Annotated in this window: 17 protein-coding genes; 10 read left to right on the forward strand and 7 right to left on the reverse strand. The window is 68.9% G+C overall.

From position 1 onward, the window contains the following. Nucleotides 1–1125, forward strand: a 1125-nt coding sequence (locus tag Q7S93_RS07155; protein WP_304713102.1) for a class I tRNA ligase family protein, incomplete at its 5' end; no start/stop codon positions are given. A gap of 21 nt (nucleotides 1126–1146) precedes the next feature. Here the strand turns inward: Q7S93_RS07155 and Q7S93_RS07160 are convergent. Continuing rightward, nucleotides 1147–3198 (reverse strand): hybrid sensor histidine kinase/response regulator, encoded by a 2052-nt coding sequence (locus Q7S93_RS07160; RefSeq protein WP_304713104.1) that lies wholly within the window; start codon nucleotides 3196–3198, stop codon nucleotides 1147–1149. Nucleotides 3199–3394: 196 nt separating this feature from the next. Between Q7S93_RS07160 and Q7S93_RS07165 the strand changes: the two genes are divergently transcribed. Together Q7S93_RS07165 and Q7S93_RS07170 are read left to right on the forward strand one after the other, a co-directional pair. Beyond that, a complete protein-coding gene (locus tag Q7S93_RS07165) occupies nucleotides 3395–5152 on the forward strand; it encodes a class I adenylate-forming enzyme family protein (protein WP_304713106.1) in 1758 nt (585 codons plus the stop codon). A 3-nt stretch (nucleotides 5153–5155) separates the two neighbouring features. Further along, nucleotides 5156–5890, forward strand: coding sequence for a TlyA family RNA methyltransferase (locus tag Q7S93_RS07170; RefSeq protein WP_304713108.1), 735 nt, complete (start codon nucleotides 5156–5158; stop codon nucleotides 5888–5890). Nucleotides 5891–5951: 61 nt separating this feature from the next. Here the strand turns inward: Q7S93_RS07170 and Q7S93_RS07175 are convergent, their stop codons facing one another. Next, entirely contained in the window at nucleotides 5952–6653 is a 702-nt protein-coding gene (locus Q7S93_RS07175; protein ID WP_304713109.1) for a hypothetical protein, read from the reverse strand. Between the two features lie 174 nt (nucleotides 6654–6827). On the opposite strand from Q7S93_RS07175, the gene Q7S93_RS07180 reads away from it, so the two are divergent. Next, nucleotides 6828–8123 carry a class I SAM-dependent RNA methyltransferase gene (locus Q7S93_RS07180; protein ID WP_370652095.1) on the forward strand — a complete coding sequence of 432 codons (1296 nt, stop codon included), beginning with the start codon at nucleotides 6828–6830 and terminating at the stop codon, nucleotides 8121–8123. Here Q7S93_RS07180 and Q7S93_RS07185 read toward each other — a convergent pair whose 3' ends face one another. After that, complete coding sequence (locus Q7S93_RS07185; protein ID WP_304713113.1) at nucleotides 8124–9200, reverse strand: PA0069 family radical SAM protein; 1077 nt, start codon at nucleotides 9198–9200, stop codon at nucleotides 8124–8126. A 79-nt stretch (nucleotides 9201–9279) separates the two neighbouring features. Between Q7S93_RS07185 and Q7S93_RS07190 the strand changes: the two genes are divergently transcribed. Next, nucleotides 9280–9738 carry a glycosyltransferase gene (locus Q7S93_RS07190; RefSeq protein ID WP_304713116.1) on the forward strand — a complete coding sequence of 153 codons (459 nt, stop codon included), beginning with the start codon at nucleotides 9280–9282 and terminating at the stop codon, nucleotides 9736–9738. A 6-nt stretch (nucleotides 9739–9744) separates the two neighbouring features. Here Q7S93_RS07190 and Q7S93_RS07195 read toward each other — a convergent pair whose 3' ends face one another. Both Q7S93_RS07195 and Q7S93_RS07200 read right to left on the reverse strand, forming a co-directional pair. Continuing rightward, the gene (locus Q7S93_RS07195) at nucleotides 9745–11355 is read right to left on the reverse strand and encodes a lytic transglycosylase domain-containing protein (protein ID WP_304713118.1); all 1611 of its coding nucleotides are present in this window, start codon (nucleotides 11353–11355) and stop codon (nucleotides 9745–9747) included. A gap of 68 nt (nucleotides 11356–11423) precedes the next feature. Beyond that, nucleotides 11424–12251, reverse strand: coding sequence for a uracil-DNA glycosylase (locus Q7S93_RS07200; protein ID WP_304713120.1), 828 nt, complete (start codon nucleotides 12249–12251; stop codon nucleotides 11424–11426). A 143-nt stretch (nucleotides 12252–12394) separates the two neighbouring features. On the opposite strand from Q7S93_RS07200, the gene Q7S93_RS07205 reads away from it, so the two are divergent. Genes Q7S93_RS07205 through Q7S93_RS07215 form a run of 3 tightly spaced genes read left to right on the forward strand, consistent with a single transcriptional unit; the run spans nucleotide 12395 to nucleotide 16731 of the window. Further along, nucleotides 12395–14068 (forward strand): electron transfer flavoprotein-ubiquinone oxidoreductase, encoded by a 1674-nt coding sequence (locus Q7S93_RS07205; RefSeq protein ID WP_304713121.1) that lies wholly within the window; start codon nucleotides 12395–12397, stop codon nucleotides 14066–14068. 46 nt (nucleotides 14069–14114) lie between these two features. Beyond that, nucleotides 14115–15830, forward strand: coding sequence for a tetratricopeptide repeat protein (locus tag Q7S93_RS07210; RefSeq protein WP_304713123.1), 1716 nt, complete (start codon nucleotides 14115–14117; stop codon nucleotides 15828–15830). Between the two features lie 10 nt (nucleotides 15831–15840). Then, the gene (locus Q7S93_RS07215; RefSeq protein ID WP_304713125.1) at nucleotides 15841–16731 is read left to right on the forward strand and encodes a 4-(cytidine 5'-diphospho)-2-C-methyl-D-erythritol kinase; all 891 of its coding nucleotides are present in this window, start codon (nucleotides 15841–15843) and stop codon (nucleotides 16729–16731) included. Between the two features lie 117 nt (nucleotides 16732–16848). Here the strand turns inward: Q7S93_RS07215 and Q7S93_RS07220 are convergent, their stop codons facing one another. Together Q7S93_RS07220 and Q7S93_RS07225 are read right to left on the reverse strand one after the other, a co-directional pair. Then, entirely contained in the window at nucleotides 16849–18288 is a 1440-nt protein-coding gene (locus tag Q7S93_RS07220) for an ammonium transporter (protein ID WP_304713128.1), read from the reverse strand. Nucleotides 18289–18321: 33 nt separating this feature from the next. Continuing rightward, nucleotides 18322–18660, reverse strand: a complete 339-nt coding sequence (locus Q7S93_RS07225) for a P-II family nitrogen regulator (protein ID WP_304713130.1) — start codon at nucleotides 18658–18660, stop codon at nucleotides 18322–18324. 377 nt (nucleotides 18661–19037) lie between these two features. On the opposite strand from Q7S93_RS07225, the gene Q7S93_RS07230 reads away from it, so the two are divergent. Together Q7S93_RS07230 and Q7S93_RS07235 are read left to right on the forward strand one after the other, a co-directional pair. Beyond that, nucleotides 19038–19859 carry a fasciclin domain-containing protein gene (locus tag Q7S93_RS07230; protein WP_304713132.1) on the forward strand — a complete coding sequence of 274 codons (822 nt, stop codon included), beginning with the start codon at nucleotides 19038–19040 and terminating at the stop codon, nucleotides 19857–19859. Between the two features lie 66 nt (nucleotides 19860–19925). Beyond that, nucleotides 19926–20381, forward strand: a complete 456-nt coding sequence (locus Q7S93_RS07235) for a hypothetical protein (protein ID WP_304713134.1) — start codon at nucleotides 19926–19928, stop codon at nucleotides 20379–20381. Nucleotides 20382–20452 lie beyond the last annotated feature (71 nt).

The following is a 20452-nucleotide window of genomic DNA, read 5'->3' on the forward strand; positions in this document are numbered from 1 at the left end:
GTCTTCATCAACGCCCTGGTCCGCGACGCCGAGGGCAAGAAGATGTCCAAGTCCAAGGGCAATGTCCTGGACCCGCTGGAGCTGGTGGACGAGTTCGGCGCCGACGCCCTGCGCTTTACGCTGACGGCCATGTCGGGCCAGGCCCGGGACATCAAGCTGTCGCGCCAACGCATTGAAGGCTATCGGAATTTCGGCACCAAGCTGTGGAACGCCACGCGCTTCTGCCAGATGAACGGCTGCGCCCGGGCCGAAGGCTTCGATCCCGCCGCCCTGCAGGTTCCCCTCAACCGCTGGATTGTCGGCGAGGCCGCCCGCACCAGCCAGGCGGTGACCCAGGCCCTGGACGGCTGCGGCTTCGATGAGGCGGCGGGCCTGCTCTACCGCTTCATCTGGAACGTCTATTGCGACTGGTACGTCGAGCTCGCCAAGCCGCTGCTGAACGGCGAGGACGCTGCGGCCAAGGCCGAGACCCAGGCCACGGCGGCTTGGATCCTCGACGTCATCCTGACCCTGCTGCACCCGATCATGCCCTTCCTCACCGAAGAGCTCTGGGTGCAGACGGCCGGCGAGGGCGCCGCGCGCCAGCATCAGGGTTTCCTGATGACCGCGCCCTGGCCTGAGCTCGGTGAGGACCTGATCGACAAGGCGGCCGAGGCCGAGATCGGCCTGATCATCGCCGCCGTCAGTGAGGGCCGCTCGGTGCGGGCCGAACTGAACGTGCCGCCTGGCGCCCGGCCGGACCTCCTGGTCATCGAGGCTAGCCCTGGGCAGCGGGACATTCTGGCGCGTTCGGCGCCGGTCATCTGCCAGACCCTGCGCGTGGCCAGCGTTCAGGCGGTGGAGCGCGCGCCGGACGGCGCCATCCCCTTCGTGGTCGAGGGCGCGACCTTCGCCCTGCCGGTGGCGGCCTTCATCGACCTCGCCGCGGAGCGGGCGCGCCTGACGAAGGAGATCGCCACCCTGGCCTCCGACGTGGCCCATACGGCCAAGAAGCTGGGCAATCCCGACTTCGTGGCCCGGGCGCCCGAAGAGGTGGTCGAGGAAAACCGCGAACGCATGGCCGAGGCCGAAGCCGCCAAGGCCAAGCTCGAAGCCGCCCTGCAGCGTCTGGCCGGGGTCGGCTGAGGGCCGACGGCGCCGTCGCCCTCAGGCGGCGGCGCTCCTGGACTTCGGCGCTTGCGGCCCCATGACCTGAGCGGCCAGAGCCAACAGGTCGGCGTGGGCGATGGGCTTGGCCAGCACCGCGTCCATGCCGGCGGCGAAACACTTCTCTTCGATCTCGGTCCCGGTCTGGGCCGTGAGGGCGACGATCGGCGTCTCCGCGTTGAGCGGGCAGCTGGCGCGGATGGCGCTGGTCGCCGCAAGGCCGTCCATCACCGGCATGTTCACATCCATCAGGATCAGGTCGAAGGGCTCGGCCAGGGCCCGTTCGATAGCCGTCTGGCCATTGTCGGCCTCCACCGTGGTGACGCTGGCCTGGCCGAGGAACAGGCGCACCAGCTCGCGATTGACCGGATGATCATCGACGATCAGCACGCGACCTGAGAGGCCGGGCCCCGCGTTGGGAGCCCGCGGGGGCTCAGCGGAGGCGGCCTTGGGCGGCGCGCGCGGGGCGGGGATCTCAAACCAGAAGCAGGCGCCGGGTTGATCGCGGGTCTCGGCCCCGATCTCGCCACCCATCAGTTCGACCAACTCCCGGGAAATGGCCAGGCCAAGACCGGAGCCGCCATGCTTGCGCGTGACGCTGGAGTCGCCCTGGGCGAACCGTTCGAACAGCCGCTTGCGATGGGCTTCGGGAAGGCCGGGACCGCTATCGATCACTTCGATGCGCAGGCGATCTGCATCTTCGCCGACCTCGGCAAGGTGGATGTGGACGGCGCCCTGATCGGTGAACTTCACGGCGTTGCCTGCGAGATTGAGCAGCACTTGCCGCAGGCGCAGGCTGTCCACCTGTCGGTCGGCGTGACGCAGATCGTCCGTGATCTGCAACGCCACCCCCTTGGCCGAGGCCTGCACCGAGAGGATGTCGCGCACCTCTTCGGCCAGCCCCGGAATATGGCTCGGCTCAAGCTCCAGCTCGATGTGGCCTGCCTCCAACCTGGAGACGTCGAGGATGTCGTTGATCAGCGCCAACAAGGCCCGACCGGCGGTGGCGATGCGCGTCACATGGGCGCTGGCCGCGCTCGGCAAGTCCGGCGTCTTGGCCAGAAGGGCGGAAAAGCCCAGGATGCTGGTGAGCGGGGTCCGTAACTCATGGCTCATATTGGCGAGGAAGGCCGCCTTGGCCTCGACCGCGGCCTCCAGCCGTTTCTGAAGCGCCAGCTGGGCGGTGACGTCGCGATAGACGCTGACGACCTCGGTGGCCCGACCTTCGCTGTCGCGCACCAGGCTGGAGGCGCCCTCAAGCCATACCGTGTCTCCGGCCCGGGTCAGGACGGGGTAGGGCGCCTGCATGACCTCGTCGGTCGGCGAGCTGTCAAACAACTGCGCCAGGGCGCCGAGAACCGACTTCCGATCCTTGGGCGACACGAAGTCGGTGAAGCAACGGCCAACCACCTCGTCGGGCGCATAGCCAAGGGCGCGGGTGGAGGGCGAGGCATAGGATATTCGACCCTTGCGGTCGGCGCGCACCAGGATGTCGTGGCAGTGATCCGACAGCATGCGATAGCTCGCCTCGCTGCGGATCAGGCGGGCCTCGGTCTCCCGATGGCGGGTCAGCTCCAGCCGCAGGCGCAGGGCGTCCTCCACGGCGTCGGCCAGGGTGCGCAGCTGTTTGCGACGGGCCTCGCTCATGGGCGGTCGAGGGCGAGTGTCAAAGACGCACAGGGCGCCGATCGCTTCGCCCGTCGGCGCATGGATCACAGCGCCGGCATAGTAGCGCAGGCCCATCTCGCCGGTGACCAGCGGATTATCCGCCATGCGGGGGTCGAGCCGGGCGTCGAGGACCTCCAGGGGTTCGTCCCCCGTGGCCACGGCGTGGGCGCAGAAGGACAGGCAGATGTCGATCTGAGGCAGATCAAGGCCCACCTGGGCCTTGAACCACTGACGATCGGTGTCCAGGAGGCTGATGGCGGCGATGGGCGCGTCGAAGATCTGGGCTGTCAGGCCGGCCAGCGAGTCGAACGACGCCTCCGGCGCGGAATCGAGAATTTCAAGCCGATCAAGCGCCGCCACGCGTGCGGCGATGGCAGGATCCATGGGGCGCGCTCCAAAATACATGGATTTCAACGTGGTGCGGCGTGATTAAGGACATCTTGCAGGCCCCTGCGGCCCGCCGCCGCAGGCCGGGCGCGGAGGTGACGAACACATGTTTGCCTCCGGCCTCAGCTTATGCTTGTTCACCTGGGACGACGCGGGGCGATGTGAGCCCTGCGCAAGCATTAGGAGAACGCCCATGACCGAGGCCGCCCTGCCTCCCGGCTGGCCAGCCATGTCCATCGCCGACGCCCACGCCCTGCTGGGCGCGCCCGGCTCCCCGCTGGAGATCGAAGAGGTCACCGTGCGCGGGGTGACCATGAAGGCGTGGAAGAATTCGCCGCCGTCCCTGCGGTCGGTGGTCGAGGCCGGCCGCGCCCATGGAGAGCGGATCTTCCTGGTCTATGAGGACGAGCGCGTCTCCTTCGAGGCCTTCCATCGGGCCGTGGCGAACCTCGCCAAGGAGTTCGCCGCCCAGGGAGTCACCAAGGGCGACCGGGTCGCCATCGTCATGCGCAACCTGCCGGAATGGGTGGTGGCCTTCTATGCCGGCGCCTCTCTGGGCGCCATCGTCACACCGCTGAACGCCTGGTGGACGGGGCCTGAGCTGGAATACGGCCTGACTGATTCCGGCGCCAAGATCGTGGTGCTGGACGCTGAGCGCTATGAGCGCCTGACCGAACACCTGCCCAACTGCACGGACCTAGTCCGGGTCTATGTGTCGCGGGAAAGCGACGAGATCGCCCATCCGGAAGTGACCAAGCTCGAGGATGTCCTGGGGGAGGCCAACAGCTGGGGCGATCTGCCCGATCTGCCGCTGCCGGATGTGGAGATCGACCAGGACGACGACGCCACCATCTTCTACACCTCGGGCACCACGGGTAAGCCCAAGGGCGCGCTCGGCACCCACCGGGGCGTGAACTCCAACATCCTGACGGCCGGCGCGGCCGGCGCCCGGCGCTTCCTGCGGCGGGGCGAAATGCCGCCCGCTCCCGATCCGGACGGCCCGCAGCGCTCGTCGCTGATCTCGGTGCCCTTCTTCCACGTCACGGGCTGTTTCGCGGTGCTGAACCCCAGCCTGTTCGGCGGCGCCAAGCTGGTGATGATGCACAAGTGGGACGCCGTTCGCGCCTTTGAGCTGATCGAGCGCGAGAAGATCCAGTCGGCGGGCGGCGTGCCGACCATCGCCTGGCAGCTGATCGAGCACCCGGCCCGGGCCAATTACGACCTCTCGTCCCTGGAATCGGTGGCCTATGGCGGCGCCCCGTCCGCGCCTGAGCTGGTCCGTCGCCTCAGCGAGACCTTCCCCAAGTCGCAGCCCGGCCAGGGCTGGGGCATGACCGAGACCTGCGCCACGGTGACCAGCAACGGCGCCGAGGACTATGTGAACCGCCCCGACAGCTGCGGCCCCGCCGCGCCCGTCGCCGAGCTCAAGATCGTTGATCCTGCCGACGGGGTGACCGAGCTTCCGATCGGCGCCGTGGGCGAGCTGTGGGCCAAGGGGCCAATGGTGGTGAAGGGCTACTGGAACAAGCCCGAGGCCACCGCCCAGACCTTTGTCGATGGCTGGGTGCGCACCGGAGATCTGGCGCGGCTGGATGAGGAGGGCTTCTGCTTCATCATCGACCGGGCCAAGGACATGCTGATCCGCGGCGGGGAGAACATCTACTGCGTCGAGGTCGAGAACGTCCTCTATGACCATCCGGCGATCATGGACGCCGCCATCGTCGGCGTGCCGCACCGCACGCTCGGCGAAGAGCCGGCCGCCGTGGTCACCCTGAAGCCCGGCGCCGAAGTCACCGAGCAGGAGCTTCGGGCCCATGTGGCCGAGCACCTGGCGGCCTTCAAGGTGCCGATCGCGGTGAAGTTCTGGCACGAGACCCTGCCGCGCAACGCCAACGGCAAGATCCTTAAGAACGAGCTGAAGAAGCTGTTCGAGGAACCGGCTGACGCCTGAGCCATGGTCCGAAAGCGCGCCGACCTGCTGCTGGTCGAGCGTGGCCTGTTCGACAGCCGCGCCAGGGCCCGGGCCGCCATCGAGGCGGGCCGGGTTCTGGCCGGCGGCGAGCCCGTGCGCCGCCCCGCCGATCTGCTGGACGAAGATGTCGAGATCGCCGCCGAGCCCGCCCATCCCTGGGTCGGCCGCGCGGCGCTGAAGCTGGCCCACGCCCTGGAGATCTGGCCGGTCAGGATGGAAGGCCGCCACGTCCTGGACGTCGGCGCCTCCACCGGCGGGTTCACCGAGGTCTGCCTGGGCGGCGGGGCCGCGCGGGTCTGCGCTGTGGATGTCGGGCGGGGACAACTGCATCCCAAGATCGCGGGCGACCGGCGGGTCCTGAGCCTGGAAGCCACCGACGCCCGGGATCTGGACGAGTCCCGCATCGGCTTTGCGCCCGACCTTATTGTCTGTGATGTCAGCTTCATCAGCCTGACCAAGGCCTTGCCCAGGGCGCTGGCCCTGGCGGCGCCGGGCGCGGATCTGGTGGTCCTGGTCAAGCCTCAGTTCGAGGTGGGGCCCGGCGGCGTCGGCAAGGGCGGCGTGGTCAAGGACGAGGCCGCCCGCGCCCGCGCCCTCACGGAAGCCCAGGCCTTTCTGGCGGCCGCCGGCTGGACCGTGAACGCCTCTGCGCCCAGTCCGATTACGGGCGGGGATGGGAATGTGGAGTTCCTGGTCTGGGCGACCAAGGGGGCCTGAACACGAAAAAGGCCGCCCACCCGAAGGTGGACGGCCGATTTTGTTCGAGTCTGCTCAGGTCTTAGTCGACGACCTGATAGCGGCCCGAATTGTCGCGGCAGACCCGCACGAAGCGCTTCTGGGTCGAGCCGTCGGGCATGTAGATCGGGCTCTCGGCGATGCTGCAGCCATCGGCGCTGGGCTGCTGGGCCACCGAATAGGTGCGGCCATAGCGGTCATAGGCCTGGCCGTACGAGCTGGACGACGACGAATAGCCGTAGCGGTTGCTGTCATAGGACGAGCCGTAATAGCCGGGCGCCGCGCCGCTCTGATAGTAGCCGCCCTGATACTGGGGCTGGCTGTAGCCATAAGACTGGCCATAGCGGTTCTGGTCGTAATAGCCGCCGGCGCCGTAGCCGTACTGGTTGTTCTGGGTCGTACGGTTGTCATAGCCCGGGGCGCAGGCCGCAGCCCGGTTGCCGACCGCAGCACCAGCCGCAGCGCCGAGCGCGCCGCCCAGGAGAGCGCCTTCGGTGCGCACGCCGCCGGCCGCCGCATTGGAACCGATCACCGCGCCCAGCGCGCCGCCGATGAGGGCGCCGGCCGTGCTGCGGTTGGTCTGATCGCGGCGGCAGGGGTCGTAATAGGTGTTGCCCTGGGTCTGGCCATAATAGCCGTAGGACTGGGCCGAGGCCATGGTCGGGGCAGCCGCAGCGGCGGCGAGAGTGGCGACGCCCGCAACCGCGGCGACGGCGCCCTTGGCGATGGTGGAACGGGTGGACATCGTAGCTCTCCCTTGAGCGGAAATCGTGGACGGCGGGTGAGGCTCGTCCTTGTCGATCTTCAATATGGCGGCGCTTACCTGAACGGTCCTTGAGCGGGTCGTTCATGTTCGTTCATCTGGCCTGCGACGAGCCGGCCGTGGCGTCAGGCGTCAAAATGTGAAATGGCCCTGGGGATGCGAAGTTCCAAGCCCGTCCGCCGTTCCGCCCCCCGCCCGCCGCCGGGGCCCGGCCCCGAAGTCGAGGTGACCATCGCCGAGATGGGCGGGGAGGGCGATGGCCTGGCGCCGGGGCCGATCTTCGCGTCGTTCACCCTGCCTGGAGAGCGCGTCCGCGTGGCCGGGACCGGCGAACGACGCAAGACCCTGGCGATCCTGGAGCCGAGCCCCGAACGGGTCGAACCTCCATGCCCCCACTTCGGTCTCTGCGGCGGTTGCGCTCTGCAGCACTGGCGCACCGACGCCTATCTCGCCTGGAAGCGCGAGCGCCTGATCGGCACCCTGGCCCGACAGCATATCGAGACCGAGGTCCTGCCGATCTTCGCCTCGCCGCCGTTCAGCCGCCGCCGCGTGGCGCTGCATGCCCGCCAGGGCGCCCGGGGCGAAGCGCGCCTGGGCTACAAGATCCGCAATTCCTGGGACCTGGTGGATATCCAGGTCTGCCCCATCGCCGACCCCAAGATCACCGCGGCCCTGCCGGCCATGCGTCGCCTGGCCGCGCCCCTGTTCGAGCATCCGAAGTCGGCCCCGACCCTGCACGTCACCGCCACCGATGACGGGATCGACATCGACATCACCGGCGTGGAGCGCAAGAGCGGCGGCCTTTCGGCTGACGCCCGCATGCGCCTGGCCGAGCAGGCCGCGGCCGGCGGCTTCGCCCGCGTCTCCATGGATGGCGAGATCGCCTATATGGACCAGACGGCGCCCAGCGTGCGTCTGGGCGACGTCCGCGTGGTCCTGCCGCCGGGCGCCTTTTTGCAGGCTGTGCCGGCCGCCGAGCGGGCCATGGTCGATTTCGTGGCCAAGGCCGCGGCGGGCGCCGAGCGGATCGCCGATCTCTATTGCGGGGTGGGCACCTTCACCTTCGCCCTGGCTCAGATCGCGCCGGTCTATGCCGCTGACGGATCGGCGCCGGCCATCGCCGCCCTGAACGCTGCCGTGGCCACCGCGCCGGGCCTCAAGGGCGTCACCGCCGAGGCCCGCGACCTGATCCGCCGCCCGCTGCTGATCCAGGAGATGAAGAAGATCGATCTGGCGGTGTTCGACCCGCCCCGGGCCGGCGCCGCCGAGCAGGTCGTCGAGATCGCCGGCTCCAAGGTCAGCCGGGTGATCGGCGTCTCCTGCAATCCCGCCACCTTCGCCCGGGACGCCCGCGTCCTGATCGAGGCCGGCTTTGTCCTGGAGCAGGTCTTTCCTGTGGACCAGTTCCTGTGGTCGCCGCATGTGGAGCTGATCGGGGTTTTCAACCGCTAGCTAGCCGAACAGATCCACTTGATCGCCGACGCGGGGCGGGACCCTGAAGGCTGACAGATCAAGGTCGGGGAGAGTCTGGTCCAGGCCATAGCGCCGGCGGGCCGTACTGAACCGCTGCCCCATCATCTGCGCCACCGGCCCCTGACCCTTCATCCGGGAACCGAAAGTGGCGTCATAGGCCTTGCCGCCGCGCATCTGGCGCACCAGCGACATCACCCGGGCCGCCCGGTCGGGGTGGTCGGTGGCCAGCCATTCCTCAAACAGGTCCTTGATCTCCAGGGGCAGGCGCAGGGCCACATAGCCTGAGCCCACCGCGCCAGCCTGGGCGCTGCGCTCCAGCACCGCCTCCATCTCGTGATCGTTCAGGCTGGGGATGGCCGGGGCGAACATCACCACCACCGGGACGCCGGCTCTGGCCAGGCCCTCGACGGCGGACAGCCGCCGCTCCGGCGTGGCGGCGCGGGGCTCCATGCTGCGGGCCAGCTTGCGGTCGAGGGTGGTGATGGAGATGGCCACACGGGTCAGGCCTCTGGACGCCATCTCGCCCAGGATGTCGGCGTCCCGCAGGATCAGCGCCGACTTGGTGATGATCGTGAAGGGGTGGCTGAACCGCTGCAGCACCTCCAGCACCTGTCGCGTCACCCGCTGCTGGCGTTCGATGGGCTGGTAGGGGTCGGTGTCGCCGCCGATATGGATGACCCGGGGCTCATAGCGCGGCGCCGACAGCTCCTTTTCCAGCAGGGCGGCGGCGTCAGGCTTGAAGAAGAGGCGGCTCTCGAAATCCAGCCCCGGCGACAGGCCGAGAAAGGCGTGGGCCGGCCGCGCATAGCAGTAGATGCAGCCATGCTCGCACCCCCGATAGGGATTGATCGACCGGTCGAAACCCACATCGGGGCTGGTGTTGCGCGCGATGATCGTCCTGGCCTTGTCCGGCAGGACATGGGTGCGAAGCTGCGCCGGCGTTTCGTCGTCGGCGGTCCAGCCATCGTCAAAGGCCTCGCGCTGCTGGCTCTCGAAGCGGCCGCTGGCATTGGTGCGCGCGCCACGGCCGCGAATCTGCTGGGTGAAGGTGACCATGCTGCAACAGGCTAGCGGAGCGGTCGGAACATAACAAGAACACCCTTGACCCAGGCCCCGAAGCGCCGCCTTTGGCGTCATGATCACTGTCATCGTGCCCGCCCATGATTCCGCCGACGCCCTCGCGGGTCTCCTCGCCGCCCTGGTGCCGGCGGCCGTCGAGGGGCTGGTACGCGAGGTGATCGTGGCCGATGGGGATTCCGATGCGGCGACCGCCGCCCTGTGCGAGGACGCCGGCGCCACGCTGCTGCGGGGCTCCATCGCCGCCGCCGCCGCCGTCGCCAAGGGCAACTGGCTGCTGATCGTCACACCCGACATGCGGTTTCCAAGCCGCTGGATCGAGGTGGTCGCCGACCACAGCTCCCGCGCCACCCGGCCGGCCCTGTTGCTGCCGCCCCTGAAAAGCGGCTGGCTTGCGGGCCGGCGACAGATCCGCAGCGCGGGCCTGCTGGTCCGCACCCGGGACTTCGGCGGGACGCAAGGGGACTTGAGGGTGCTGCGGGCGCAGTTTGGCCGCGGCGCGGTGCGCCTGGGCTAGGACGCCCTAGAACTTCATCCTGCCGTCGAAGTCGAGGCGGGCGTCGATGATCCGGGCGCCGCGGGCGGCCGCGTCCAGGGTGCTGGAGGGCTGGCCAAAGTGGTCGCGATAGGACCAGTAGGCGGCCACGACCTTTTCCACATAGTTGCGGGTCTCGACCGAGGGCAGGCACTCGATGACCAGCAGGCTGTCGGCCTGCTCGCCGACCATGGCGACGGTCTTCTGCAGCGTGCCGGGGCCGCCATTATAGGCCGCCACCACCTGCAGCAGGTCATAGCCGACCCCGCGCTCCATCAACCAGGTCAGATAGTCCTGGCCGACCCGCAGATTGAAGCCCGGATCGAACAGCGGGCTCATATCCTGGCGCAGCTTGTCGTCGCCGGCGGCGCGGGCCGCAGCCTCGGGCATCAGTTGCATCAGGCCGACGGCGCCGGCCGGCGACACCGCGGCGGGGTTGAACCGGCTCTCCTGGTTGACGATGGCGTAGACCAGGGACTTGTCGATGGTGAAGCCCCACTTGGGCTCCAGCGCCGGCGTCGGATAGGCGAAGGCGGTCCGCAGCCGGCCCGCCTGGTCGGCCTGGGAGGTGAGGGGGGCGTTGAGGCCAAGGGCCAGCGTGGTCCAGCGGCTGCGCTCAGGCCCGGTGCGCGCCAGGGTCAGGCCGGCGCGAAGCTCCAGGCCCGCCTCCAGGGCCAGGCCCACCTGGCTCAGCGCCACGGCCCGGCGGGCGCGGGGATCGGTCTTGGCGAAGCGCAGGATGTCCACGCTGTCGGCCCCGGCGCCTGAGGCGCGGAACATATAGGCGCCCTGGCGCGACAGCCGCACCGGGGCGGTGTCTTCGCCCACCAGGGCCAGGCGACGGTCGGCGATCATGCCGTAGAAGGTGCCCGGATGGCTGGCCGCCACCCGCAGGTGGGCGTTGGCGCGATCGACCTCTTCGCCCTTGGAGGCTGCGCGGGAAGCCCAGAAGCCGCCGGCTGACTTCAGCCACTCGCCTTCGTCATCGTCCCGGGCCACGGCGCTGAAGAAGCCCTCGGCCTCCTCGTAGCGTCCCAGGCGATAGGCCGCCATGCCGGCGATCCAGCGCTCGCCAGAGGCCACGGCGAGATCATAGCCCCGGGTGACGTCGCCGCCATAGAAGGCCTCGCGGGCGGCGCGGCCTTTGTCGGAGTTCAGTCGGCCGCCAACCTTCTGGGCGGCCGTCTCGACCCGCCCCCAGTTGAGGCCGGTGACCACCGGCGTACGCGGGGCGGGGGCGCCCGCCGGCCGGCGCTTCAGCGCCAGGCCATAGACGCGCTCGGCGCCGGGCAGGTCGGCGTGGGCTGCGAGCCAGGCGCTCAGCTCCTCATAGGATGAGGTGTGCGCCGTGGGGTGCATGAGTTGCCGGAAGGCCAGGTGGCCGGCCAGGGAACGATCCTTGACCTCGACCATTTGCATCTGAGCTTCGATGAAGTCGCCACGGTCCACGGCGGCGAAGGCGGCCCGATAGCGGACCACGTCCCAGGGGGACAACACCTGGGGCGCAGCCCAGGCGCGACTGGCCACGCCGCTGAGCGCTGCGGCGCTCATAGCGCCAAAGCCCAGGCGGAAGACCTGTCTTCGCGTCGATGTCGTCATGCGACCTTCCACGTCCGCCGATGTGTCGCGGCGGTTCCGTGGCCCTTTTCTCGAAGCTCAAGGCTGGTCTAGTGGGGCCGCTCCGGCCGATCAAGCCTCTGCACCAATGAGACGAGATCGCTCCACGCTTTCTTCTTGGCTGCCGGCTGACGAAGCAGAAAGGCCGGGTGAAGCGTCGGCATGGCGGGCAGTTCGAGACTTTCGTCCGCCGACCGCCACTCGAACCAGCGGCCGCGCATGGCCAGGATTCCCTCTTCGCGCTTGAGCATGGCCTTGGCCGAGGCCGCGCCCAGCAGCAGCAGGATCCTGGGCGAGACAAGTTCGATGGCGCGCTCGACGAAGGGGGCGCAGGCCTGCTGCTCCTCAAGCGTGGGCGTGCGGTTGCCGGGAGGACGCCAGAAGACGGTATTGGTGATGAACACCCGGTCGGTCAGGCCGGCGGCCGCCAGCATCCGGTCCAGGAGCTGGCCGGCGCGGCCGACGAAGGGCTCGCCGCGGGCATCCTCTTCGGCGCCGGGACCTTCGCCGATGATCATGACCGGCGCATTGGCAAGGCCGCGGCTGAAGACGGCCTGGCGCACGGCGCCGGCATAGCGCAGGGCGCAGCCCTCGAAGGCGGTGATGGCGGCCGCCAGCTCGGTCAGATCCTGGGCGCCGGCGGCCAGGCGGCGGGCGAGAACGATGGCGTCGTCGGTCTGGACCTTGGCGGCGCCCACGCCAGCCGCCCCCGCCGCAGGCGCGCTCGAGGGCTCGGCGTGGCGCGGGGGCAGGGTCAACCCTGCGGCGATCCGGTCGCTCGCCTCGTCCTGGTACAGGCAATCGACGCCGGCGTCGGCCCAGAAGGCGAGCAGGCTTTCGACCAGGATCTGGGGGGGCGGCGTAGCGGTATGATCCATACTTAAGCGTCGAAATCCTTGAGATTCGCGGGGTTTGTCCTTGACCGCGCGAGGCAGACCTTCCGATAAGACGCGCAAAGGATCAACGCCGTTGGCGAGGGTTAGGGGCCCCGACCTTCGGATAATAGGAGTGTGAGGGGATAATGACCGAAGACGTCGAACGCGAGTCCATGGAGTACGACGTCGTCATCGTCGGTGGCGGCCCTGCGGGTCTGTCGGCTGCGATCCGCCTCAAGCAGCTGGCCGCCGAAGCCGGCGCCGAGCTCAATGTGGCCGTGCTGGAAAAGGGCTCCGAAATCGGGGCTCATATCCTCTCGGGGGCGGTGATCGACCCCATCGCCATGAACGAACTGTTTCCCGACTGGAAGGACCTGGGCGCGCCCCTGGAGACGCCGGTCAAGAAGGACAAGTTCATCTATCTCGGCCCCCAGGGCGAGCTCGACATCACCTGGCTGCCGATGCCGAAGTTCATGATGAACCACGGCAACTACATCGCCTCCCTGGCCAATGTCTGCCGCTGGCTGGGCCAGCAGGCCGAGGCGCTGGGCGTGGAAATCTATCCCGGCATGGCCGCCTCCGAGGTGCTGTTCGACGAGAATGGCGCGGTCAAGGGCGTGGTCGCCGGCGTGTTCGGCATCGACAAGGACGGGAACAAGGGCCCCGACTATCAGCCGGGCGTCGAACTCCTGGCCAAGTACACCTTCATCGGCGAGGGCGTCCGCGGTTCGCTCGCCAAGCAGTTGATCGCCAAGTTTGGCCTGGCCGAGGGCAAGGAGCCCCAGAAGTTCGGCATCGGCATCAAGGAGCTGTGGCAGGTCCCCGACGATAAGTTCCAGCCGGGCTATGTGCAGCACACCCTGGGCTGGCCGCTGGACGACAAGACCGGCGGCGGCAGCTTCATGTATCACTTCGGGGACAACTACGTGGCCATCGGCTTCGTGGTGCACCTGAACTACAAGAACCCCTGGCTGTCGCCCTTCGACGAGTTCCAGCGCTTCAAGCAGCACTCGGCCGTGCGGCCTCACCTGGAGGGCGGCAAGCGGATCGCCTATGGCGCGCGGGCCATCACCGAGGGCGGCCTGCAATCGATCCCCAAGCTGTTCTTCCCCGGCGGCGCCCTGGTCGGCTGTTCGGCCGGCTTCGTGAACGTGCCCCGCATCAAGGGCAGCCATAATGCGATGAAGACCGGCATGCTGGCGGCCGAGGCCGCCTTCGCCGCCATCCAGAATGGCCGCCGGGGCGACGAACTGGTCGAGTACGAGACCGCCTTCAAGGCCTCTTGGGTCCACAAGGAACTCAAGATCGTCCGTAACACCAAGCCGATTATCGCCAGGTTCGGCACGGCGCTGGGCACGATGATCAGCGGCGTCGATATGACGATCAGCAATCTGACCGGCGGCTTCTCGATCTTCGGCACCATGAAGCACGGCAAGACCGATGCGGAGTCCACGGGCCTGGCCAAGGACTACAAGCCCATCGTCTATCCCAAGCCGGACAATGAGATCAGCTTCGACAAGCTGTCGTCCGTCTTCCTGTCGGCGACCAACCACGACGAGAACCAGCCGGCCCATCTGCGGCTCAAGGATCCGTCCGTGCCGATCGAGGTGAACCTGCCCCGGTTCGGTGAGCCGGCGCGCCTCTACTGCCCCGCGGGCGTCTATGAGGTGCTCTACGACGAGGCGGGCCAGAACCCGAAGTTCCAGATCAACTTCCAGAACTGCGTTCACTGCAAGACCTGCGACATCAAGGATCCGTCGCAGAATATCGTCTGGACCACCCCACAAGGGGGCGATGGGCCCAACTATCCGAATATGTGACGCCGGCGCGCTTGCGGCGGCGCGCGGAAAAGGAAACCCTAGGGGGATGCGTCTTCGATCCCTGACCGTGACGGTCCCCCTGTTCCTTCTCGCCGCCTGCGCGAGCGCAACCCCGCCAGGCGCCAGCCTGCCGGATCGGTCCTCCTACGGCCTTTTCCTGGCGGGCCAGGCGGCGCTCAATGACGGCGAGAGCCGCCAGGCCGCGGCCTATTTCGATCGCGCCACCGACGTGAGCGCCCAGCCGGGCCTGCTGGCCGAGCGGGCCTTCACCGCCGCCGTGCTGAGCGGCGAGATCAAGCGGGCGGCCGAGATCGCCCCTGTTGATGAAAGCGCTTCGGAAGGCGCCAAGCGTCTGGGGCGTCTGGTCCGCGCCGTCGACGCCCTGGCCGACGGCAAGGGCGCCGCCGCCTACACCCTGCTGACCGAGCAGGAGATCGGCTTTCCCCACCGCACCGCGGCGGCCCTGCTGACCCCCTGGGCGGCGGCGTCGGCCGGCGACCAGCAGGCGGCCATCCGCCGGCCCGACGTGCCCGGCGACCGGCTGGTGCAGTATTTCGGCATGCTGGGTCAGGCCTATCAGTTCGAGCGCGCCCGGCGCTACGACGAGGCCGAAACCGACTTCAAGGCCCTGACCGAGGGCGCCGAGGCCGCTCCCATGCTGGTCGTCGCCCATGGCGAATTCCTGGAGCGTCGGGGGCGCCGCGACGACGCCGTGGCGCTCTACGACCAGGCCCTGGCGGGCTATCCCCGCGACCGGGCGCTCAACGACGCCCGGGCGAGGGCGATCGCGCGCCGCAGCCCGCCGCCGCCGCCCACCGTTCGCCAAGGCGCCGCCGAGGCCATCCTGACCCCGGCCGCGGCCATGCTGGCGGCCCGTCAGAGCCAGTTCGCCCTGGCCTATGTGCGGCTGGCCCTGCGGCTCGACCCCGACCGGGTGGACGCCTGGATGATGGTCGGCGATCTGATGGGCGCAGCCGGCGATCTGGAGGCGGCGCGGGCGGCCTATGAGCGGGTGAAGCCCAATCAACCGGAATACGCCACGGCCCAGAGCAAGCTCGCCTGGAGTTATCAGAGCGCCGACGACACCGAGCGCGCCCTGGAGATCGCGCGGGCCAACGCCAGCGACGGCGACCCCGTGGCGCTGCTGACCCTGGCTGATCTGCTGCGGACCAATGAGCAGTACGCCGAAGCCATCGCGCCCCTGGACCAGTTGATCGCCTCAAGTCCGGCGCCGGACTGGCGGCTGCTGTTCGCCCGCGGGGCGGCCTATGAGCGCATGGGCGACTGGCCCAAGGCCGAGGCCGATCTGTCGGCGGCCCTGGAGCTCAATCCCAACGAACCCGACATCCTGAACTACCTGGCCTATGGCTGGATCGACCGGGGCGAGCGCCTGGAAGAGGCCCTGGCGATGGTGCAGATGGCGGTCGACGCCAATCCCCGCTCGGGCGCCATGGTCGACAGCCTGGGCTGGGGCTACTACCGCCTCGGCCAGTACGACAAGGCCGTGGAGATCCTTGAGGAGGCCGTCGAGCTCGAGGCTGGCGATCCGGAGGTCAACAACCACCTGGGCGACGCCTATTGGCAGGTGGGCCGCCGGGACGAAGCCGTCTTCCAATGGCGTCGCGTCCTGACCCTGGAGCCGGACGACCGGATGCGCCAGGACGCCGAGGCCAAGCTGGATTCCGGCCTTGGACCGCAGCCGAGGGTCGCGGCGACGGCCGGGGCGCCCGCCATCGCCGCGCCGCAAGCCGTGGCCCGCTAGGACGCCGCGCATGTTCGGAAAGGCCTTTGCGCCGGCCAAGGTCAATCTCTTCCTGCACGTCGGCGCGCCTGGCGCTGACGGCTATCACCCGCTGAGTTCGCTCCTGGCTTTCGCCGACGTGGGCGACCGCGTCTCGCTGGCGCCTTCCGACGCGCTGGACTTTCGCCTGACCGGCGCCTTCGCCGGCGCCTTGCCGGGGGAGGGCGACAATCTCGTGGTTCGCGCGGCCACCGCCCTGCGGGCCGTGCTCCGTGGTCCTCGGGCGCCCGTCAGCCTGATGCTGGACAAGGCCCTGCCGGTGGCGGCGGGCCTGGGAGGCGGCTCCAGCGACGCCGGGGCGGCCCTGCGGCTGCTGCGGGCGGCCTGGGCGCCGGAGCTGTCCGATGAGGCCCTGCAGGCCGTTGCGGCCGACCTGGGCGCCGACGGCGCCGCCTGCCTCTGGGGCGCGCCGGTGCTGGCTGAGGGGCGGGGAGAGGCGCTGGCGCCGGCGCCCCGTCTTCCGGCCTGCCCGGCGGTGCTGGTCAATCCCGGTGTTCCGGCCTCGACCGCTGCGGTCTATCGCCAGTTCGACGCCCTCGCCGCCTTTGGCGACATCACGCCGTCGCCCCTGCCGGACGCCTTCGAGAGCGTCGAGGAGCTGGCCGGCTGGCTTAGCCTGCAGCGGAACGACCTCGAGGCCGCCGCCATCGTCGTCGCGCCTGAGATCGGGGACGTCCTGGCTGATCTCGCCGCCGAGCCCGAGGTGTTGCTGGCCCGCATGTCGGGGTCTGGAGCCACCTGCTTCGCCCTGTGTTCGAGCGATATCGAAGCTGAGCAGTTGGCCGAGCGGCTCGAGAGCCTGCGCCCCGACTGGTGGGTGCGCCGCTGCCGTCTGGGTGGTCCCTGGCCCGACCCAGCCTGAGGCGGCCTTGGCGCCAAACGCGTCGAGGCTTGATCAACGGACACTGCGAACCGTCGCGCCAAACGAAAACGGGGGCCCCGAAGGGCCCCCGTTCCGCGATCAGCCTTGAGAGCCAGATCAGCTGTGGATGGCTTCCCCATGCTGGGAAAGGTCCAGACCTTCGACTTCTTCTTCCTCGGAGACCCGCAGTCCGACGGTGAACTTGCAGATCATCAGGATGATGAAGGTGACGACGGCCGACCAGGCGATCGTGGCCAGGATGCCGAAGCCCTGGGTGATCACGCTGGCGCCTTCGCCCGCGCCGTTGATGGCCGGATCGGCCAGGGCGCCGGTGAGCAGGGCGCCGGCGATGCCCGCGATCCCGTGCACGCCGAAGGCGTCGAGGCTGTCGTCGTACTTGAGCATCTTCTTCAGCCACACCGCGCCCACATAGGCCGCCGCGCCGCCGACGAGGCCGATGATCAGCGCCCCCTGCGGATTGACGAAGCCGGCGGCCGGCGTCACGGCCACGAGGCCGGCGATGGCGCCCGAGGCCAGGCCCAGCATGCCGGGCTTCTTACGCTCGACCCACTCGATGACCATCCAGGTCAGGGCCGCGCCCGCGGCGGCCACCTGGGTGTTCATCATGGCTGCGGAAGCGAGGCCGTCAGCCGCCCATTCCGAACCGGCGTTGAAGCCGAACCAGCCCACCCACAGGAGGCTGGCGCCGATCATGGTGTAGACGAGGTTGTTGGGCGCCATGTTGTCGACGCCGTAGCCCTTGCGCTTGCCCAGAACGATGGCGCAGACCAGACCGGCCACGCCGGCGTTGATGTGCACCACGGTGCCGCCGGCGAAGTCGAGCACGCCCGCGCCGCCGAGGACGCCGCCGCCCCACACCCAATGGCAGATGGGCGCATAGACGAACACCGACCACAGACCCATGAACAGCAGCATGGCCGAGAACTTCATCCGCTCGGCGAAGGCGCCGGCGATCAGGGCGGGGGTGATGATGGCGAAGGTCAGCTGGAACATGATCCAGAGGAACTCCGGCAGGCCCGAGGTCAGCGAATGCGCCGTCTCGACGGTCACGCCGCCGAGGAACAGGGCGTCGAAGCTGCCCATATAGGCGTTCAGGCCCTCGTTGGCGTTGGTGCCGAAGGCGATGCTGTAGCCCACGGCCATCCAGAGCACGGTCACCAGGGCGGTGATGGCGAAGATGGTCGCCACGGTGTTGATGACGTTCTTCTGCCGCACCATGCCGCCGTAGAAGAGCGCCAGGCCGGGAATGGTCATCAGCAGAACGAGGCAGGTGGAGACGAGGATCCAGCCCGTAGAGGCTTCATTCAACTCCAGAGGCACCTGGTGGGCGAACAGATCGGTGGGCGCCGCCTCCTCGACAGGGGCTTCCTCGACCGACGCCGTTTCGGGCATCGGCACGGCCTCTTCGGCCGGCGCCTCGATCGTGGCCTCGGCCGGCGGCGGCGCTTCCTGAGCCCAGGCCGAGGCGGCGGGCGCCCCGACAATGGCGGCGGCGAGCATGAGCCCGGCCAGCCTGTTGAATTTCAATGACAACATTTGACTATCCCCTTGTCCCGTTTCTTTGCGCCCTTAAAGGGCGGCGGCCCCGGTCTCGCCGGTGCGGATACGCACCGCGTCCTCGACGTTGACGACGAAGATCTTGCCGTCGCCGATCTTGCCGGTGGCGGCGGCGGCCTTGATGGCCTCGACGGCCTTGGCTGCAGCCGCGTCATCGACGACGGCCTCCAGCTTGACCTTCGGCACGAAGTTCACCTGGTACTCCGCGCCGCGATAGATCTCGGTCTGGCCCTTTTGGCGGCCATAGCCTTTGACTTCCGAGACCGTCAGGCCTTCAACGCCGGCGGCGACAAGTGCTTCGCGCACGTCGTCCAGCTTGAAGGGTTTGACGATCGCCATGATCAGTTTCATCCGCTCGCTATCGCGACGGCTTTACGCCGTGCGTCCCCTTTTTGGTTCGAGCCGTCACCAAGCCCCATGGCCCCATTCCGACGGTGTCGGTTGACGGCGACTGTTACGCTATCGACGGTCGGCCAAACGGGGGGGCGTCCCACATCCCCAGGTTAAGGAAAGCCAACTGGTGTGCAGTTTCTGAGCGTTTGCGGGGCGGGAATGCGCAGAAACTAGTCACATCCTGCTTATCCGCCGCCGCCTTAGGCGCCGCAGGGCGGGGTATGCGCCACTGAGATCACGAGGCTGTGATGACGGGCAACCCATCGGCGGCGGCTGCGTAAACCTCTCGACCCGCGGCCCAGGCTCTCTGGGTCGCGCTCCCAACTGACGACAGGATGACCATGCATCTGACCCGCCTGATGACCGCCACCGCCGCTGCCGCCCTGATCGCGGGCGCCGCCCAGGCGCAGGACGCCATGACGCCTGCGCCGTCCACCCCTTCGGAAGGCGTTCCGGCCGCCCAGGCCGGCGCTTCGGCGCGTGCGAGCACGCAGGTCGCCCCCGCCGGCGACATCGTGGAGACGGTCCAGGCCTCGGGTCAGTTCACGACCCTGGTCAAGGCCCTGGAGGCGACGAACCTCGTTGGGCTGCTGAAGGACAATAGCAACCTGACGGTCTTCGCCCCCACAGACGCCGCCTTCGCCGCCCTGCCGGCCGGCGAACTCGACCGGCTGATGGCTGAAGAAAACCGCGCCGAGCTGCAGAAGCTCCTGACCTATCACGTGGTCAATGCGGTGGTGGACGGGTCGAAGATCGAAGGCGCCAAGGGCCCCGTGCCCACGGTCGCCGGTGAGAATGTCGAGGTCGACGGCAGCGGCGACACGTGGATGGTGGGTCAGGCCCGCGTCACCCAGGCCGATGTCATGGCCGATAATGGCGTGGTCCATGTGGTCGACAAGGTCCTGACGCCGGGCGCCGTCCCGGCGGCTGCGGCCCCGCCGGCCGCTGACGCCGCCGCAGGCGCTGACGCGGCGGCTACATACCAGTCCGCGCCGCCCGCAACGGAGGCCGCGCCCACGGGCATGGCTCCCGACACCTCAGCCACGGCGCCGTCTCAGGCGAGCGCCATGGATCCCATTCCGGACACACCGGAAAATCGCGCCGAATACGGCGCACCCCTCTCGAACGCCGGCCAGAACTCGGCGGCGAGCAACTAGGCCAAGAGTCTGACAGGACGGCGGGGGGGACCTGCAGGCTTCGTTGAAACGCAAAGGAATGCAGCAATGAACCTCAAGATGATCCTCTCCGCCGCTTCGGCTGCGGCGCTTCTCACCGCCGGCGCCGCCCAGGCCCAAACCATGGACGGCTCGACCCAGGCGTCGGGCGGTATGCAGACCCAAGCCGCCCCAGCCGACCATAAGGACTCCAGGACCGGGCTTCCCTCGGTGGACTCCACCCGAGCGACCGGGGCGGGCGCCGGCGCCACCATGTCTGGGGACATGTCCGCAGGGCCCGAGATGAACGCCGATACCTCGGGTGCGGTAAACGCGCCGGGCGCCATGGCGGGCGGAGACGCCGCCGCCGCGACAGACGCCGGCTCCATGGCCTCGACCACAGCCGCCGGCGCCAATACCGAAATGGTCACCAACGGCCCCATCCCCGACACCGAGGAAAACCGGGCTAGGTACGGCGAGCCCGACTCCCGGGCCGGCAAGGCGAGCACGCCCAGCGGCAACTGATCTATCTTCGCCGCGCGCTTGATGCAGAGGTCGGCGGGCCCTATGGTCCGCCGACTTTTTTTGCGCCTGCA

This window comes from Phenylobacterium sp. (genome assembly GCF_030646615.1).
Lineage (GTDB): Bacteria > Pseudomonadota > Alphaproteobacteria > Caulobacterales > Caulobacteraceae > Phenylobacterium.

Excerpts from the sequence above, each read along its gene's own strand:
- Q7S93_RS07160 (WP_304713104.1), bottom strand. The coding sequence starts at position 3,198 with ATGGATCCTGCCATCGCCGCACGCGTGGCGGCGCTTGATCGGCTTGAA.
- Q7S93_RS07165 (WP_304713106.1), top strand. The coding sequence starts at position 3,395 with ATGACCGAGGCCGCCCTGCCTCCCGGCTGGCCAGCCATGTCCATCGCC.
- Q7S93_RS07170 (WP_304713108.1), top strand. The coding sequence starts at position 5,156 with ATGGTCCGAAAGCGCGCCGACCTGCTGCTGGTCGAGCGTGGCCTGTTC.
- Q7S93_RS07175 (WP_304713109.1), bottom strand. The coding sequence starts at position 6,653 with ATGTCCACCCGTTCCACCATCGCCAAGGGCGCCGTCGCCGCGGTTGCG.
- Q7S93_RS07180 (WP_370652095.1), top strand. The coding sequence starts at position 6,828 with ATGCGAAGTTCCAAGCCCGTCCGCCGTTCCGCCCCCCGCCCGCCGCCG.
- Q7S93_RS07185 (WP_304713113.1), bottom strand. The coding sequence starts at position 9,200 with ATGGTCACCTTCACCCAGCAGATTCGCGGCCGTGGCGCGCGCACCAAT.
- Q7S93_RS07190 (WP_304713116.1), top strand. The coding sequence starts at position 9,280 with ATGATCACTGTCATCGTGCCCGCCCATGATTCCGCCGACGCCCTCGCG.
- Q7S93_RS07195 (WP_304713118.1), bottom strand. The coding sequence starts at position 11,355 with ATGACGACATCGACGCGAAGACAGGTCTTCCGCCTGGGCTTTGGCGCT.
- Q7S93_RS07200 (WP_304713120.1), bottom strand. The coding sequence starts at position 12,251 with ATGGATCATACCGCTACGCCGCCCCCCCAGATCCTGGTCGAAAGCCTG.
- Q7S93_RS07205 (WP_304713121.1), top strand. The coding sequence starts at position 12,395 with ATGACCGAAGACGTCGAACGCGAGTCCATGGAGTACGACGTCGTCATC.
- Q7S93_RS07210 (WP_304713123.1), top strand. The coding sequence starts at position 14,115 with ATGCGTCTTCGATCCCTGACCGTGACGGTCCCCCTGTTCCTTCTCGCC.
- Q7S93_RS07215 (WP_304713125.1), top strand. The coding sequence starts at position 15,841 with ATGTTCGGAAAGGCCTTTGCGCCGGCCAAGGTCAATCTCTTCCTGCAC.
- Q7S93_RS07220 (WP_304713128.1), bottom strand. The coding sequence starts at position 18,288 with ATGTTGTCATTGAAATTCAACAGGCTGGCCGGGCTCATGCTCGCCGCC.
- Q7S93_RS07225 (WP_304713130.1), bottom strand. The coding sequence starts at position 18,660 with ATGAAACTGATCATGGCGATCGTCAAACCCTTCAAGCTGGACGACGTG.
- Q7S93_RS07230 (WP_304713132.1), top strand. The coding sequence starts at position 19,038 with ATGACCATGCATCTGACCCGCCTGATGACCGCCACCGCCGCTGCCGCC.
- Q7S93_RS07235 (WP_304713134.1), top strand. The coding sequence starts at position 19,926 with ATGAACCTCAAGATGATCCTCTCCGCCGCTTCGGCTGCGGCGCTTCTC.